The organism is Rhizobium sp. GW821-FHT14E12, from assembly GCF_058803745.1.
Map to the genome: position 1 here is coordinate 1,064,127 of NZ_JBXAPH010000001.1, position 15,063 is coordinate 1,079,189.

At 59.5% G+C, this 15,063-nt stretch carries 14 protein-coding genes and 1 tRNA gene; 10 read left to right on the forward strand and 5 right to left on the reverse strand.

Annotation, left to right across the window (positions count from 1 at the left end):
• The first annotated feature begins 72 nt into the window (after positions 1–72).
• Both AC1RO0_RS05185 and AC1RO0_RS05190 read left to right on the forward strand, forming a co-directional pair.
• On the forward strand, positions 73–1,080 hold the full coding sequence (locus AC1RO0_RS05185) for a LysR family transcriptional regulator (protein WP_498591833.1): 1,008 nt from the start codon (positions 73–75) through the stop codon (positions 1,078–1,080).
• 78 nt (positions 1,081–1,158) lie between these two features.
• Entirely contained in the window at positions 1,159–1,626 is a 468-nt protein-coding gene (locus tag AC1RO0_RS05190) for a hypothetical protein (protein WP_498591834.1), read from the forward strand.
• Here the strand turns inward: AC1RO0_RS05190 and AC1RO0_RS05195 are convergent, their stop codons facing one another.
• Complete coding sequence (locus AC1RO0_RS05195; protein WP_498591835.1) at positions 1,627–1,887, reverse strand: hypothetical protein; 261 nt, start codon at positions 1,885–1,887, stop codon at positions 1,627–1,629.
• A 218-nt stretch (positions 1,888–2,105) separates the two neighbouring features.
• On the opposite strand from AC1RO0_RS05195, the gene iolG reads away from it, so the two are divergent.
• Positions 2,106–3,098 carry an inositol 2-dehydrogenase gene (gene iolG / locus AC1RO0_RS05200; protein ID WP_498591836.1) on the forward strand — a complete coding sequence of 331 codons (993 nt, stop codon included), beginning with the start codon at positions 2,106–2,108 and terminating at the stop codon, positions 3,096–3,098.
• A 51-nt stretch (positions 3,099–3,149) separates the two neighbouring features.
• Here the strand turns inward: iolG and AC1RO0_RS05205 are convergent, their stop codons facing one another.
• Positions 3,150–4,427 (reverse strand): ROK family protein, encoded by a 1,278-nt coding sequence (locus AC1RO0_RS05205; protein WP_498591837.1) that lies wholly within the window; start codon positions 4,425–4,427, stop codon positions 3,150–3,152.
• A gap of 223 nt (positions 4,428–4,650) precedes the next feature.
• Here AC1RO0_RS05205 and xylF point away from each other — a divergent pair, with 223 nt between their 5' ends.
• The 5 genes from xylF (at position 4,651) to AC1RO0_RS05230 (ending at position 9,776) form a co-directional block, all read left to right on the forward strand.
• Positions 4,651–5,691: a D-xylose ABC transporter substrate-binding protein gene (gene xylF, locus AC1RO0_RS05210; protein WP_498591838.1), complete on the forward strand. Its 1,041-nt coding sequence runs from the start codon at positions 4,651–4,653 to the stop codon at positions 5,689–5,691.
• A gap of 290 nt (positions 5,692–5,981) precedes the next feature.
• Positions 5,982–7,310: a sugar ABC transporter permease gene (locus tag AC1RO0_RS05215; protein ID WP_007689766.1), complete on the forward strand. Its 1,329-nt coding sequence runs from the start codon at positions 5,982–5,984 to the stop codon at positions 7,308–7,310.
• 15 nt (positions 7,311–7,325) lie between these two features.
• On the forward strand, positions 7,326–8,108 hold the full coding sequence (locus AC1RO0_RS05220) for an ATP-binding cassette domain-containing protein (RefSeq protein ID WP_047456563.1): 783 nt from the start codon (positions 7,326–7,328) through the stop codon (positions 8,106–8,108).
• A gap of 167 nt (positions 8,109–8,275) precedes the next feature.
• Positions 8,276–8,352, forward strand: a tRNA-Arg gene (locus AC1RO0_RS05225).
• A 536-nt stretch (positions 8,353–8,888) separates the two neighbouring features.
• Positions 8,889–9,776 (forward strand): hypothetical protein, encoded by an 888-nt coding sequence (locus tag AC1RO0_RS05230; protein ID WP_498591839.1) that lies wholly within the window; start codon positions 8,889–8,891, stop codon positions 9,774–9,776.
• Positions 9,777–10,665: 889 nt separating this feature from the next.
• Here the strand turns inward: AC1RO0_RS05230 and ampC are convergent.
• Together ampC and bla are read right to left on the reverse strand one after the other, a co-directional pair.
• On the reverse strand, positions 10,666–11,856 hold the full coding sequence (ampC, locus tag AC1RO0_RS05235; RefSeq protein ID WP_498591840.1) for a class C beta-lactamase: 1,191 nt from the start codon (positions 11,854–11,856) through the stop codon (positions 10,666–10,668).
• Between the two features lie 54 nt (positions 11,857–11,910).
• Complete coding sequence (bla, locus tag AC1RO0_RS05240) at positions 11,911–12,807, reverse strand: class A beta-lactamase (RefSeq protein WP_498591841.1); 897 nt, start codon at positions 12,805–12,807, stop codon at positions 11,911–11,913.
• A gap of 168 nt (positions 12,808–12,975) precedes the next feature.
• On the opposite strand from bla, the gene AC1RO0_RS05245 reads away from it, so the two are divergent.
• Positions 12,976–13,851, forward strand: a complete 876-nt coding sequence (locus tag AC1RO0_RS05245; protein WP_498591842.1) for a LysR family transcriptional regulator — start codon at positions 12,976–12,978, stop codon at positions 13,849–13,851.
• Positions 13,852–13,874: 23 nt separating this feature from the next.
• Here AC1RO0_RS05245 and AC1RO0_RS05250 read toward each other — a convergent pair whose 3' ends face one another.
• On the reverse strand, positions 13,875–14,387 hold the full coding sequence (locus tag AC1RO0_RS05250) for a GNAT family N-acetyltransferase (protein ID WP_498591843.1): 513 nt from the start codon (positions 14,385–14,387) through the stop codon (positions 13,875–13,877).
• 154 nt (positions 14,388–14,541) lie between these two features.
• Here AC1RO0_RS05250 and pyrE point away from each other — a divergent pair, with 154 nt between their 5' ends.
• Positions 14,542–15,057, forward strand: coding sequence for an orotate phosphoribosyltransferase (gene pyrE, locus AC1RO0_RS05255; RefSeq protein WP_498591844.1), 516 nt, complete (start codon positions 14,542–14,544; stop codon positions 15,055–15,057).
• The last annotated feature ends 6 nt before the right edge of the window (positions 15,058–15,063 follow it).

Consider the following 15,063-nt stretch of genomic DNA (forward strand, 5'->3'; position numbering starts at 1 on the left):
AAACATATACCGAATTTGGTATAATGTTAAAAAATAGTACTTTTTTGCCGGCGAAAGGGAAAATTGGCGGCCATGGAGAAAATATATAACGATTATTCGAGCGAAGGCATTGAGATTCACTCGGACAGTTTTCGCGACGACACCCTGCTCAGAGCCGGTTTGAAGCTCAATCACCTGCGCATGATCGTGACGATCGAGGATCATGCGCAGATTTCCGCCGCCGCCGAGTCCATGAACATGTCACAACCTGCGGCTTCGCGCATGCTCTCCGAAATGGAGTCGATTGTCAAAAGTCCGCTCTACGAACGCGTCGCGCGCGGCGTCGTGCTGACACCGTTCGGGCTGGCGCTCGCCAAGCGAGCACGGAAGATTCTACTCGAGTTGCGCGAGGCGAGCCGCGAGATCGGCGAGCTTCGAACCGGCAAAGGCGGCTCCGTCTTTCTGGGCGCCGTCACCGCCCCGGCCATCAGCCTCGTCGTACCGGCGATCCAGCGTGTGACACGCGCCTATCCCGGCATAGAAATCAATATCGAGGTGGAAAACAGCAATGTGCTGGCGCGCGAGCTCCTTGCCGCCCGCCATGATTTCATCATCAGCCGCATTCCGGACGAGCTCAATCCGCGCCTGTTCACCTCCCATGAGATCGGCGTCGAGAAAGCCTGTCTCGTGGTCCGCAATGGTCATCCGCTATTGGAGAAAGGGGTCGCCAGCCTTGAGGACCTGCCCGGCTACGATTGGGTCTTCCAGCCGCCCGGCACGATGCTCCGGCGCAAGGTGGAGGATATCTTCATTACCGCCGGCGTGCCCCTGCCGGAAAATATCGTCAACACATCCTCGCTACTGCTGACACTCGCCGTCGTCTGCAAGACGGACGCCATTGCCCCGATCGCGCTCGACATGGCGCAATTCATCTGCGGGCAATCATCGAAAGCGGGCGAATCCTGCATCCTGCCGATCGATTTCGAGCTTGAGGTAAAACCCTACAGCCTGATCACCGCCCGCGAACGCGCCATGCCGCCAAGCGCCCGGTTGCTGCACGACATGATCCTCGAGGAAAGCCGGAATCTGCTTCTGGCATGATCTCCACCCATGATCGGGCTCCCACCATAAGCTCCGCACCAACTTGAGCGCCTATCCAGAATACCTCTGGAGGCAGGCATGTTATTCGGGCAGTCACTGTTTCAATCCGTCCTCGATCGCCTCGACACGGAAGACGAGAAATCGGCAAAGAATGAGGCGGCGCATCGCATCCGCGGTCTCAACGTGAGTTTTGTCGCGACCGTCCTCGGCGGCGAGCCGGCCGGGTCCTCTCGTCCGGACGATGCCTATATCGACAATCTTGGCAATGAGATCCCCTCGCCGGAGCCGCTGCCGGTACCCGAACCGAAAGAACCGGAGCCGCCCGTCATGCCGGATCACCTGGCGCGGACATCGAGGGAAGAGGTGGCCACGGATCTTGCGATCTCCCCGCAAAGCACGCTGCAATCTCTCCACGAGAAACGCCGCGCTTTCGCCAAGGCCAATCATCCGGACAGTGTCGCCCCGCCCTTTCGCGAACAGGCAACCACGCGCATGATGATCGCCAATCAACTGATCGACGAAGCCCTGCGGCGACTGGCGCGCTAGCTATTTCTTTTCGTCAGCCGGCTCGTCGTCTTCGTCCTGATCGTCCGCAACGGCGTTTTCGACCTCAGCCTTAGGCGGCTCCGGCTTGAAGTTCAACAGCAGCATCCAGGCGCTGTAGGCCCCAAGCGCACCGACGATAACCGCCCAGAACGGCTCCGGACCGAAGGCCTCGATGGTCGCCCAGCCAAGGCAGACGCCAACGATCAGAACCCGCACCCAGAGCGGCTTATAGACGGGATGGTTGGGATCGATCAGTTGCATGGGCCTCGTTCGCCTGTTGGAGAGATCCTGTCTTTAGCGCATGATCTCGAAAACTGTGAAGCGGTTTCGGAAAAGCCTGTCCAAGGATAAGCCGTTTTCGCGATGTGAATTTCAAAATAGTGAAACGCTGGCGGCTTGACGTCGCCTTCGGAAGATGGAATGAAAATTCCATATTGATTTTTGTTCGGTTCATTTGTTCCGAATCCAGGGAGGTAAAAATGACTGTCAGATTTGGTCTTCTCGGCGCCGGACGCATCGGCAAGGTGCATGCGAAAGCCGTCAGCGGCGATGCCAACGCCAAGCTCGTTGCGGTAGCGGATGCCTTTCCAGCGGCTGCGGACGCAATTGCTTCGGCCTATGGCTGCGAAGTCCGCACCATCGAGGCGATCGAGGCCGCCAAGGATATCGACGCCGTCGTGATCTGCACGCCGACCGACACCCATGCCGACCTGATCGAGCGCTTCGCTCGCGCCGGCAAGGCAATCTTCTGTGAAAAGCCTGTCGATCTCGATGTCGCCCGCGTCAAGGCCTGCATCAAGGTGGTTGACGAGGTGAAGGGCAAGCTGATGGTCGGCTTCAACCGCCGCTTCGACCCGCATTTCATGGCCGTCAAGAAGGCCATCGACGAGGGCCGGATCGGCGCGGTCGAGATGGTGACGATCACCTCGCGCGACCCCGGCGCGCCGCCGGTCGACTATATCAAGCGCTCCGGCGGTATTTTCCGCGACATGACCATTCATGATTTCGACATGGCCCGCTTCCTGCTCGGCGAAGAGCCGGTTGCCGTCACCGCCACTGCCGCGGTTCTGGTCGACAAGGCGATCGGCGAGGCCGGTGACTACGACAGTGTTTCCGTCATCCTGCAGACAGCCTCCGGCAAGCAGGCGATCATCTCCAACTCCCGCCGCGCCACCTACGGCTATGACCAGCGCATCGAAATCCATGGCTCGAAGGGCATGGTTTCCGCCGAAAACCAGCGGCCCTTCTCGATCGAAGTCGCCAATGGCGAAGGCTATACCCGCCCGCCCCTGCACGACTTCTTCATGACGCGCTACACCGAAGCCTACGCCAACGAAATCGCCAGCTTCATCGCCGCGATCGAAAAGGGCGTCACGATCACGCCATCGGGCGCCGACGGTCTTGCCGCACTAAAGCTTGCCGACGCGGCGCTGCAGTCGGTCAAGGAAGGCAAATTGGTGAAGGTCGATTGAGACCTGCCAGTGTTATCAGAATCAGAATGGCCGGGTTATCGCCCGGCCATTTCAGTTTGCCCGCGTCACTTCGCCGGCCGCTGAACGGCCGGCGGAAGAATCGGGCATTTCCGGCGCCACGACACCCGCCTTGACGATATCGCTATCCATGATCGTCAGCGCGCGGTTGAGATGCCCCTCGAACACCAGCGTGGGTTCGTCGGCCATCACCCGCAACTCCGGCATGCCTTCCATACGCACGACATGCGAATCCGCCAGTCCTTCCGTTATCCCCTCCAGCAGCAGGTCATAATAGCGTGCGCCGGGGCCGGTGATGGCGATCGGCATGCTCTCATGCAGGCTGAGCACGCGCGACAGGCCGTTGCCGAGCGCAAGCCCCGCCTGGCGAAAGGCGAGGATGTTGCGGCGGCTGCCTTGGCGGGCGCTGGCCGCAATCTTGTCGAGTTCGGCGACCGGCACGAATTTCGCCGGGATCGTGTCGAGTGGCACATCGAAGGCGGAGCGCAGAATGGCGTAGAAGCCGGCATAAGCTTCGATGCAGCCGCGCGACCCGCAGCGACAAAGGCCGCCTCCCGGCAGATGCAGCATGTGACCGAAATTCGGCGCCGATATCTGATGACCGCCCTCCTCGCTGCGGCGCACGATGCCGAGGCCGATGCTATGGCCGAGCGACAGGGCGGCCAGCGCCCGGAAATTCGCCCCCTTCTCATTCTCTTCCTGCCGTCCCACAGCGGCGGCAACCAGCAGCGTCTCGTTGCCAAGGATGATCTTTGCCGGCCAATCGTCACGCAGCACCGCGGCAAAATCGATCTCGTCGCGCCCGAAGATCGGCGACCAGCGCAAGATCGGCTCGGACGCATCGACCAGCCCCTTGCTGCTGATCGAGATCATCAGAACCTTGTCGCGCGACAACTGCGAACGGGTAACGATACGGTCCAGCGCACTCCGCAGACCGACCACAAAGGAGCCGACGCCGGAGACATCCTGCGGCCTCTCCTCGGTGAAACGATCCATCAACCGGCCGGCATAATCCACAAGCGAATATTGCACGGCATCGGATGAAATGATGACGACGATGAGATAGCCGCAATCGCGCCGCTGCGAGAACAATACGCGCGGACGACCGCGGCCGCTGGCGGCCTGCTGCTCGGCCTTTTCGATGATCTGCGCGCGCTCCAGATCGGCGGTGATCACCGATACGGTGGCGGATGAAAGCTTCGTGAAATCAGAGAGTTCGGTATGGGCAAGCGGGCCGTGATGGCGCAGCGCCGTCAGCACCAGGACACTGTTCTTCTGACGGACCAATTCGGTGCTCGATTTGGCCAACATCAACAAGCCTCCCCCTCATTCCACCCTCCTGTCCGCACCTCCAGATGGCTCTTCTTCAACGGCCGGTTAAACCTGGCGGTGCGGGTGTTGACAGTTGAAAAAATCTCTGACACTAAATTTCTCGACTGTCGAGAAAAAAGTTGAAACCTTTCTCGTCAGCATTATCGCGGCGGCCGACGGGAGTTTCAGGATACGTGCGGTCGCATTCACTCGGGAGGATAATATGAAAGCTTTCATCAAGCTGGCTGCGGGCGCGGCCATCGTTTTGACCATGCAGACGGCAGCCTTCGCCAAGGATCTCGTCGTTGGCGTTTCCTGGTCTAACTTCCAGGAAGAGCGTTGGAAGACCGACGAAGCCGCCATCAAGAAGGCGCTTGCAGCCGTCGGCGCCAAGTATATTTCCGCTGATGCCCAGTCTTCCGCTTCCAAGCAGCTGACCGACGTTGAATCCCTGATTTCCCAGGGCGCCAACGCTCTCATCATCCTCGCTCAGGACTCCGACGCCATCGGCCCGGCCGTCGAAAAGGCCGCCGACGAAGGCATTCCGGTTGTCGGCTATGACCGCCTGATCGAAAATCCGGCCGCTTTCTACATCACCTTCGACAACAAGGAAGTGGGCCGCATGCAGGCTCGCGAAGTCCTGAAGGCCAAGCCGGAAGGCAACTACGTGTTCATCAAGGGCTCGTCTTCCGACCCGAACGCCGACTTCCTCTTCTCCGGCCAGATCGAAGTGCTGAAGTCCGCCATCGACGCCGGCAAGATCAAGAATGTCGGCGAAGCCTACACCGATGGCTGGCTGCCGCAGAACGCACAGCGCAACATGGAACAGTTCCTGACCGCCAACAACAACAAGGTTGACGCGGTCGTCGCCTCCAACGACGGCACCGCCGGCGGCGCCGTTGCCGCTCTCGACGCCCAGGGCCTCGCCGGCTCCGTACCGGTTTCCGGTCAGGACGCCGACAAGGCTGCGCTCAACCGCATCGCGCTTGGCACGCAGACCGTTTCCATCTGGAAAGACTCGCGTGAGCTCGGCAAGCGCGCCGCTGAAATCGCCCTGTCGCTTGCCGGTGGCAAGACCCAGGACCAGATCGACGGCGTCCAGACCTTTGATGGCGGCCCGAAGCATGTTGCCATGAAGTCGGTCTTCCTGACCCCGATCGCCATCACCAAGGACAATCTGAACGTCGTCATCGACGCCGGCTGGATCTCCAAGGCTGAAGCTTGCCAGGGCGTCAAGGCCGGCGCTGTCGCCGCCTGCAAGTAAACGGCGACCCTTGGACGGTTGATCCAACGATACGATCGACGCCGCAGCGGCTTTCCGTTGCGGCGTCGAATGCGGATTAGAAGCCGACAACTCTTCCTTGCAGTTGGAGACAGAGCTTCCCGCAGCGTGCCGCGCCATCGCATAACCCCTTGGCTTGCCGCATGGCGATCATCGGGACCGGACGAAGACCGGCAGGACAGGCGATGGCGAATTTTTGAGATTGGCGCGGTTGCCAGCGATAGCCAGAATGCATCGCAGGCCGCGCCCAATAGAGGGAGAACGGCAAAGCGATGGCCGACATGACACAGTCCACCACATCGAGCGGGCCTCGAAACGCAGATGCCGGCGCAATTACCCGCTTCCTGCGCGCCACCGAAATCGATACCCGCCTGCTCGGCATGATCGGAGCGCTGCTGATCATCTGGATCGGCTTCGATCTTTATCTCAGGGTCTTCGACGGCCGCGAATTCCTGACGGCCAGAAACCTCTGGAACCTTTCGGTGCAGACCTGCGAAATCGCGGTCCTTGCCACCGGCATGGTCCTGGTCATCGTCACCCGCAATATCGACCTTTCGGTCGGCTCGCTGCTCGGCTTCGTCGCCATGATCATGGGCGTCATCCAGGCGAAGTGGCTGCCGCAATATCTCGGCTTCGACAGTTCCTGGACCTGGATCATCACGCTCCTCTGCGGCCTGGCGATCGGCACGGCCATCGGCGCCTTTCAGGGCGCGATCACCGCCTTCATGAATGTCCCCTCCTTCATCGTCACGCTCGGCGGCCTTCTCGTCTGGCGCGGTCTCGCCTGGTACGTCACCAGCGGCCAGACCGTTGCGCCGATGGACTCCACCTTCGTCATCATGGGCGGCAGCGGCGCCACGGGCTCGATCGGCGCCACCTGGAGCTGGGTCGTCGGCGTGTTCGCCTGCCTGATGATCGTCGCCAGCATCGTCGGCTCACGCCGCCAGCGGAAGCGCTTCGGCTTTCCGCGCCGTCCGCTCTGGGCGGAGTATTTCCTGGGCTGCCTCGGCTCCGCCGTGGTGCTCGGCACGGTCTATCTCTTCAACAGCTATAACTGGCCGGTCGGCATCGCCAAGAGATACGCCACCGAACACAATATTACCTGGCCGGATGCGGGCCTGGATATCCCCTATGGTATCTCGGTTCCGGTTCTGATCGCCGTCCTCATCGGCATCGTCATGACCTTCATCGCCACCCGCCTGCGCTTCGGCCGCTATGTCTTCGCGATCGGCGGCAATCCGGAAGCAGCCGAGCTTGCCGGCATCAAGACCCGCTGGGTGATCATCAAGATCTTCGCGCTGATGGGCTTCCTCGCCGCCGTCGCCGCCGCGATCTCGACCGCCCGCCTGAATTCGGCCGTGAATTCGCAGGGCACCACCTACGAACTCTTCACCATCGCTGCGGCCGTCATCGGCGGCACGTCGCTCGCAGGCGGCAGCGGCACAGTCGCCGGCGCCATGCTCGGCGCCCTGGTGATGCAGTCGCTACAATCGGGCATGGGCCTCGCCAATGTCGATACGCCCATTCAGAACGTCGTCGTCGGCGTTGTCCTGGTGGTCGCTGTCTGGCTCGACATCGTCTATCGCTCGCGTGCCAAGTAAAAGGAATTCTGAACCATGACGGATCAAACCACTCCGCTTGTGGAAATGAAGAACATTTCCATCTCCTTCGGCGGCATCCACGCTGTCGACAACGCCTCGGTCGATCTCTACCCCGGCGAAGTCGTAGCCCTGCTTGGCCACAACGGCGCCGGCAAGTCGACGCTGATCAAGATCCTCTCCGGCGCCTACAAGCGCGACAGCGGCGATATCCTGATCAACGGCGAGCCCGTCGATATCCGCACCCCGCGCGACGCCAAGAAATACGGCATCGAGACGATCTACCAGACGCTGGCCGTCGCCGATAATGTCGACGCCGCCGCCAACCTCTATCTCGGCCGCGAGCTGCAAACCCGCTGGGGCACGCTCGACGACGTCGCCATGGAAGCGAAAGCCCGCGAAGTGATGGGGCGCCTCAACCCCAACTTCAAGCGCTTCAAGGAGCCGGTGAAGGCGCTCTCCGGCGGCCAGCGCCAGTCGGTGGCGATTGCCCGCGCCATCCTCTTCGACGCCCGCATCCTGATCATGGACGAGCCGACGGCAGCGCTCGGCCCACAGGAAACGGCGCAGGTCGGCGAGCTGATCAAGCAGCTGAAAAAGGAAGGCATCGGCATCTTCCTCATCAGCCATGACATCCACGACGTCTTCGACCTCGCCGATCGTGTCTCGGTGATGAAGAACGGCCAGGTCGTCGGCCACGCCCGCACCGAAGACGTCACCAAGGACGAAGTGCTGGGCATGATCATCCTCGGCAAAGTCCCGCCCAAAGCCATCCCCGGCCCCGGCGCCATGAAGGTCTGAACCACAACATTGCCACCCCATAAACAAGGCCGCGACCCCAAGGGCTCGCGGCCTTGTTTCATTTGATCGCACCGATCTGCACTTTCCCGCATTTTCCGCATTGAAGCCAAACGCTTCCTAGGCTAAGAACCTGCCATCGGACAGGCGAGTCAACCCGCCTCAGGCATGCACCCGTAGCTCAGCTGGATAGAGTGTTGGATTCCGATTCCAAAGGTCACAGGTTCGAATCCTGTCGGGTGCGCCATTTTCCCAAATCGTTCGTCCTTTTTAAGCGCAGATTGTCATTTCTTTAAACAACTCCAATTCCCCCCGCGTTGGCAGCATGCGAAATTCTCGTATGGCGGTTAGCCGCCAATGCGTATGCTCCTCATCGCTGTCACGTTTGATCGGCCCGATTTGCCTAAGGGAAATCGCCTCGGCGTCCCTGATGCCAGCAACTACGCTTCTGCGGACAGCCTCTATGTTTCTTGGGTCTCGAACAATCCCGACTCGGGTAAACGGCGTTGCGTCACCCGTTTTAATGTTCAAGTCGGTTACATTAAGCCACACGCGGTGGCGTTCTTTATGATGGGCTCCACCTTCGAATCGCACCAAATAGACTGGCATGTTTGTCTCCATGCTACATATCAACACGACCCGTCCTAGAACAACCAAACCAACAATCGTTTAAGTCAAACGTTAAATTGCAATGGTTGGTGTCTCTGCTTGTATGAGCAACCGAGGATTGATTAAAAGATCCAACTATGGGAGAAAAGATTCAACGGGTTAGGAGATTTGGACGTGACAGCACAAAAACCAAAAAACGAGAACGCACCGGACGAAGTAGCCGGGGACGCGAAATCGAAAACGTGCTTCGTCATGATGCCCATTTCCGACGTTGATGGTTACCCGGTCGGGCATTTTACTGAAGTCTACAAGCAGTTGATCGAGCCTGCCGTAACCGCAGCGGGTTACGAATGCGAACTGGCCACCTCGACCAATTCCGCACACATGATCCAGTTGGAAGTCGTAACAAAAGTGGCGACTGCCGATCTCTGCATTTGCGATCTCTCGACAAACAATCCGAACGTGCTTTTCGAGTACGGCATCCGCCAGGCATTCGATAAGCCGACAGTCCTAATCAAAGACGACAAGACACGCCGCCTTTTCGATCTGTCCGGCTTCCGAGATATTGAGTATGACTATAGCCTTCGGATCGGAAATACGCTTGAAACTCGGACACTCATCGAAAAGGCTATCATCGACACCGTGAACGGATCAAAAGATGGCAATCAAGTGTTTTCGCTCGTGAAATTGATGCAAATGACCAAAGCGGCTCTACCCACAGGACACATAGATGCGCAAGATGCCCGGTTTGCATTGCTGAACCAGAAACTAGATCGGCTTGATCGATCTCTCAACCCACCACGACCTCCTCGGCCTCCTGAGTTCGACCCATCAAACCCACTGGCTCCCGGCATTGGCGTTAGCCTTCGCAAAAATGACGATCCACCTCTCAAACTACATTTGGATGATGGCGTCCTTAGTATCTTAACACTCGACGGTTCGCTCCTTGACGCGTTCCCACTGGAGCAAGTCCACCTCAACAATATCGCCAAAAAGTTCGGTGATGCGACGGCGGTAAGAGTTCATGGTATGATTGCGTCGAAGAAGGCAAATGATCTCTGAAAACTCTCAGAGCCATATCAAATAGTTGGGCAAGTATAGACATTTTTTAGAACTGACGTAGGGGCTCAGACGTGTTTCACCCCGAGAAAAAGCAATCACAGGGTCCATAGGAGCATCATACAGCGCGACCAGCACGAATCTTGCAGCGTGCAGCGTATTGTCTTCCCGCTTGTCCTTGATATGTCTGAGGTTACAAGCGACGTAGCATCGGACTACTTGCCCTGCTCTCCATTCGGAACCACGCGGCGTTTGTATAGCGCGGTTATTAAGTTCATGCGCAATTGCTGCCGGACTATCGATGCCGCTGTCCATGAGCGTCCTAAGGACTTCTTGAAGCGATCCCGCAAAGGTATTTGCTTCCTCGATGTTGAGTTCCCCGATGAATTACCCCCTTTTTCTGCTTGCTACCGACCAGTCCCGGTCTGAGACAAGGCAATGAAAAACATCGTTTTTCATGACGCTCGATGGGGCACGGCAAGACGGCAATCTGCGTGAGGTTCGTACGGAATTCACCTGGCAGACTTCCACCCAACAATAGCCGGCTTAACAACCACCAGCTAAAAATCATGAAAAAACTGTAACTTGTCTCTCGGCTCATTGAGAGCGACATTTCCCTCGCGCCGGATAAACGAGGTGATAGACATGTCAGACTTGGAAATGTTGGTGAGACGCCGGATCGAGGAAGAACGTGCCAAGGGCACTTCCCCGGAGCGGATAACCCAGCTCATTCAAGAGCTCTTCAACAGCGTGGATGCCGCCCAGGCGAACGCGCCCGTAGCGGCTTCCCGCAGACGATAGCAAAACTCCCGTAGACTGACAGCGGCCGGCTCGCGGCATATATCCGGAGCCGGCTTGCGTCTGGAAAGAGGGCCGCGAGACCGCAGTTGCGTCAGCGCGTGCCCGCCGAGCCCGACTCCTTGTCCAGCGCCGTCAGGATTCGGTATGCGGCCTTGATCCGCGCGGGGATCGGATAGTTCTTGTTCGCCAGTATCACGATGCCGATCTCCTTGGCGGGCACGAAGGCGACATAGGCGCCGAAACCGTTGGTGGCGCCGGTCTTGTTGATCAGCACGTCCTTGCGTGGCGCCTGCGGCGGGGCAAGCTTCTCCGCCTTGTTGGGGTTGCGCGACATCTCGTTGGAATTTCCCGCCTGCAGCTGCTCAAGGCTCGTGGGATAGGCATACATCTCCCAGCCCAGCCCCTGCGTCATATCGCCAATCCTGTAATACCCCGTATGTGTCGTGGCGATCGCGTCCTGAAGCGTCTTGTCGAGCTTCGAACTGTCCATATTTGCCTCAAGGAATTGGATCATGTCGGCCGCGGTCGTCTTCACGCCATAGGCCTCCGAGTCCATCGGCCCCGGCCCGACGCGAACGGGCTTGTTGCTCTTCGAATAGCCATAGGCGTAGCTGCCCATCTGGTCCTGGGGCACACGGATATAAGTATGGGTCAGGCCAAGCGCCGGGAAGATCCTCCCTTCCATCAGATCGTCGAAAGGCTTGCCCATGCTCGCGGCGGCGAGATAGCCGAACAGGCCGATGCTCGGGTTGGAATAGAGCCGATGGGTGCCGGCGGCGTATGCCGGCTTCCAGTTCCGGTAATAGGCGATCATCTTGTCCTGATCGGTCACCTCATCCGGAAACTGCAGCGGCAGGCCGCCCGCCGTATAGGTGCTGAGATCAAGAAGGCTGATCGTGTCGAAGCTGCTGCCAGCCAGAGCCGGCAGATATTTGCTCGCCTTGTCGGAGAAGGACAGCTTTCCCTGCAGCTGCGCATAGGACGCAAGCGTCGCGGTGAAGGTCTTGCTGATGGAGCCGAGCTCGAAGAGCGTATCGTCGGTCACCTTCTGCCCGCTCTCCCTGGAGGCGACACCATAGTTGAAGACATAGCGCTTGCCCTGGACCGTGACCGCCACGGCCATCCCCGGAATGTCGTTTTCCTTCATAACGGGCCGGATCACATCGTTGACGGCGCGCTCGAGACGGTCTTGCTCGCTGCTATCGGCGGCGTGAACGCTGGTCCCATGGAGCAGAGACGCAACAGCGATCATTCCAAGTGCTGGAAGAGAGATGTTTTTCATAATGGAAACAATGTCCTCATATTCATAATTGGTCAGGGCAAAGCCCCGGCGATTTCATATCTCAGCCGCGATCCGGCCGATTTCGGCGATGACGGCATTGCGTTCGTCAGCGGCGATCGCGGGTATTTCGCAAAAGGCCGTGACGATGATCGGCGCCCGGTCCGCCGGCCAGATGGCGGCGATGTCGTTGGCATTGCCGGCCTTGTCGCCGTTGGTACCGGTCTTGTCACCGACCAGCCAGGTTTTCGGAAGGCCGGCGCGAAGGCGCGTGTCGCCCGTCTTGTTGCTGACCAGCCACGCCGCAAGCTGAGAGCGCGAGGGACCTGACAGGACATCGGTAAAGAGAAGCCGCCGTAAGTTCTCCAGCATCGCTGCCGCCGTGGTGGTGTCGCGAATATCGTCCGGGCTATCGTGATAGTTAAGCTCGGGTTCGATGCGGTCGAGGCGCGAGACCTCATCGCCGAGGCTGCGACAGAAGGCAGTCAGTGCCTCTGGGCCGCCAAAGCTGGCAAGAAGCAGGTTTCCAGCCGTATTGTCGCTACGCGTCACGGCGGCATCACAAAGCTCCGCAATCGTCATGCCCGGCGAACCGATATGCATCTCCGTCACCGGCGATCCTGACTGCACGAGGTCCTTTTTCGTGAACTTGACGCGCCGGTCGAGTGTTTCTTCTCCCCTGTCGACACGCGCAAGGACGAAGGCGGCGGCCAAAGCCTTGAAGGTGCTGCACATCAGGATGCGTTCGCTCGCGCGGTGATCGACGCGTTTGCCGCTTGCCAGATCGAGAATGCTCACGCAGATGCGACCGGGATGTTTGCGCTCAAGCTCCGCAAGCTTGGCCTCGGCGGCTTGCGTGTTCTGGGCTTTAACCTCCGAGCTGAGCACCGCGAGCGCCGGGATCGCAAGCAAACTGCCGGCAAACGTCTGCCGGCGTGACAATACCATCGTCATTCCTGTCTTCCACTTCGGGTTGGTGTCGGGGAGAGGTCGGCGATTGATCCCGTTGATGTCATTGGGGTCGCCTGTGCCTCTCGAAGCGGACTATGGCGGCGGGCGTTGCCCTAGACAAACGATCAATTCTGGGCTTAGACATGAGAAAAACTTGGGCATTGAGGGATCATGGACATCTCGCAGCTACCGCTGAACGCCCTGCGCGTCTTCGAAGCCTCGGCGCGGCATGGCAGCTTCACGCGGGCCGGCATGGAGCTTCGGGTCACGCAGACGGCCATCAGCCATCAGGTCAAGGCGCTTGAGGACGTCCTCGGCATCACTCTGTTCAAGCGGCTGCCGCGCGGCTTGGCGTTGACCGATGAAGGACATGCGTTGCTGCCGGTGCTGACCGATGCGTTTCGCCGCATGAGCGCGACGCTCAGCCAGCTCGAAGAGGGAAACTTCGACGAGATACTGACCGTCGGCGTGGTCGGCACCTTCGCGATCGGCTGGCTCCTGCCGCGCCTCTCCTCGTTCAAGGCACAGCATCCGCATGTCGACCTGCGCCTCAAGACCAACAACAACCGCGCCGACATGGTGCTCGACGGCCTCGATTTCTTCCTGCGGTTCGGCGACGGCGCGTGGCATGGAACGGAAGCAATCCACCTGATGGATGCCCCCCTTTCTCCGGTCTGCACGCCGGTATTAAACGAAGGGCTTCGCACACCGGCGGACCTGGCCGGCATGGACCTGCTGCGATCATACCGGATCGATGAATGGCCGCTCTGGTTCAGGGCGGCGGGGGCACCACCACCCAATCTTCGCGGCTGGATGTTCGATTCGTCGCTGACGCTGGTGGAGGCAGCGGCGCGCGGTGTGGGCGTGGCACTCGTCCCCGTTGCCATGTTCTCTCACGAGATCGAAACCGGCCGCATCGTCCAGCCATTTCCCATCACGGTGCTGACCGGCAGCTATTGGCTGACGCGGCTGAAATCACGCGCCGAAACCGCTTCCATGAAGGCGTTCCGACAATGGCTGATGGCGGAAATGGAAGATCAGCAGTAGCGGGCCGAAGGTCCTCGCTCAGCTTATCCCTGGCGCTGCGCGGAGAGCGCAAAAAGATTGGTCGGGGCGCCATGTAGCATGACCTCCCGCTCCAAGGCGAAGCCGCATTTCTCCAGCACATTGCGCGAGGCGACATTGACCGGACGGACAAACCCGATCACCCGCTCGGCATGCAGGTCATTGAACGCAAAGTCCAAGACCTGCCGCACCAGTTCGGTCGCATAGCCCCTGCCCCAGCTGTCCGGATGCAGATGATAGGACAGGTTAAGACCCTCGAACTCCTTCGACACGGTCACGCCGCCGAACCCGACCAGCCCGCTATCCGCTTCCACGGCCCAGCGTCCAAATCCATGGCTGCGCCAATGATCCATATCGCGCGCAAGGCGCCGGGCACTCTCCTCCGGCGTATCTGGCGTCGGGTCGGGCCGATGCACGACAAGCTCTTGTCGCGAAAAAAGCGCGGTGACGAAATCGACGTCCGTCTCCACCGGCATCCGCAAAAGCAGGCGCTTTGTCCGCCAAACCCGCTCAGTCATCGATCATCCTAACAAGCCCTCTCCCGGGAATGAGTACTGCCGCCGCAATGAGAAGTGAAGAAAAACGCCTCCGATCCCTTGTGATCGTCATGGGCACTTTGCGGTCTTCCACGGATTATGTAAATCGAAGGCGAACACGGATTAGGAGATGGTTATGAGCGACGACTTGCTGGGCACTGATATCAATGCGATTGCGCGGATCCATGGGACTTTCACGCTGCGATCCGGTCAGGTCTCAAACGAATATTTCGACAAATACCGATTCGAATCCGACCCGGCTCTTCTGCGCCGCATAGCGCGACGCATGTTGCAGCTTCTGCCGAGTGACACGCAGGTTCTGGCCGGGCTGGAACTGGGCGGCGTCCCGATTGCCACCGCAATGTCGCTGGAAAGCGGCCTGCCAGCCGCATTCATCCGCAAGGAAGCAAAGAGCTACGGCACATGCAAGGCCGTCGAGGGCCTGGATATCAAGGATAAGAAGGTCACGTTCATTGAGGACGTGATCACCACGGGCGGCGCAGTCGTCGACGCAGCTAAGCTGGTCAATGCCGAAGGGGCTGAAATCCTCGCTGTCGTCTGCGCCATCTGGCGGGGGAAAGGCGAACCCTCTCTCCCCGGACTGCCGGACCTGCGCGTCTTTCCGGCGCTACTGGCATCGGAATTGCGATAGAGCCGC

Excerpts from the sequence above, each read along its gene's own strand:
- pyrE (WP_498591844.1), top strand. The coding sequence starts at position 14,542 with ATGAGCGACGACTTGCTGGGCACTGATATCAATGCGATTGCGCGGATC.
- AC1RO0_RS05215 (WP_007689766.1), top strand. The coding sequence starts at position 5,982 with ATGGCCGACATGACACAGTCCACCACATCGAGCGGGCCTCGAAACGCA.
- AC1RO0_RS05185 (WP_498591833.1), top strand. The coding sequence starts at position 73 with ATGGAGAAAATATATAACGATTATTCGAGCGAAGGCATTGAGATTCAC.
- AC1RO0_RS05220 (WP_047456563.1), top strand. The coding sequence starts at position 7,326 with ATGACGGATCAAACCACTCCGCTTGTGGAAATGAAGAACATTTCCATC.
- AC1RO0_RS05190 (WP_498591834.1), top strand. The coding sequence starts at position 1,159 with ATGTTATTCGGGCAGTCACTGTTTCAATCCGTCCTCGATCGCCTCGAC.
- xylF (WP_498591838.1), top strand. The coding sequence starts at position 4,651 with ATGAAAGCTTTCATCAAGCTGGCTGCGGGCGCGGCCATCGTTTTGACC.
- AC1RO0_RS05250 (WP_498591843.1), bottom strand. The coding sequence starts at position 14,387 with ATGACTGAGCGGGTTTGGCGGACAAAGCGCCTGCTTTTGCGGATGCCG.
- AC1RO0_RS05205 (WP_498591837.1), bottom strand. The coding sequence starts at position 4,427 with ATGTTGGCCAAATCGAGCACCGAATTGGTCCGTCAGAAGAACAGTGTC.
- bla (WP_498591841.1), bottom strand. The coding sequence starts at position 12,807 with ATGACGATGGTATTGTCACGCCGGCAGACGTTTGCCGGCAGTTTGCTT.
- AC1RO0_RS05245 (WP_498591842.1), top strand. The coding sequence starts at position 12,976 with ATGGACATCTCGCAGCTACCGCTGAACGCCCTGCGCGTCTTCGAAGCC.
- iolG (WP_498591836.1), top strand. The coding sequence starts at position 2,106 with ATGACTGTCAGATTTGGTCTTCTCGGCGCCGGACGCATCGGCAAGGTG.
- AC1RO0_RS05195 (WP_498591835.1), bottom strand. The coding sequence starts at position 1,887 with ATGCAACTGATCGATCCCAACCATCCCGTCTATAAGCCGCTCTGGGTG.
- ampC (WP_498591840.1), bottom strand. The coding sequence starts at position 11,856 with ATGAAAAACATCTCTCTTCCAGCACTTGGAATGATCGCTGTTGCGTCT.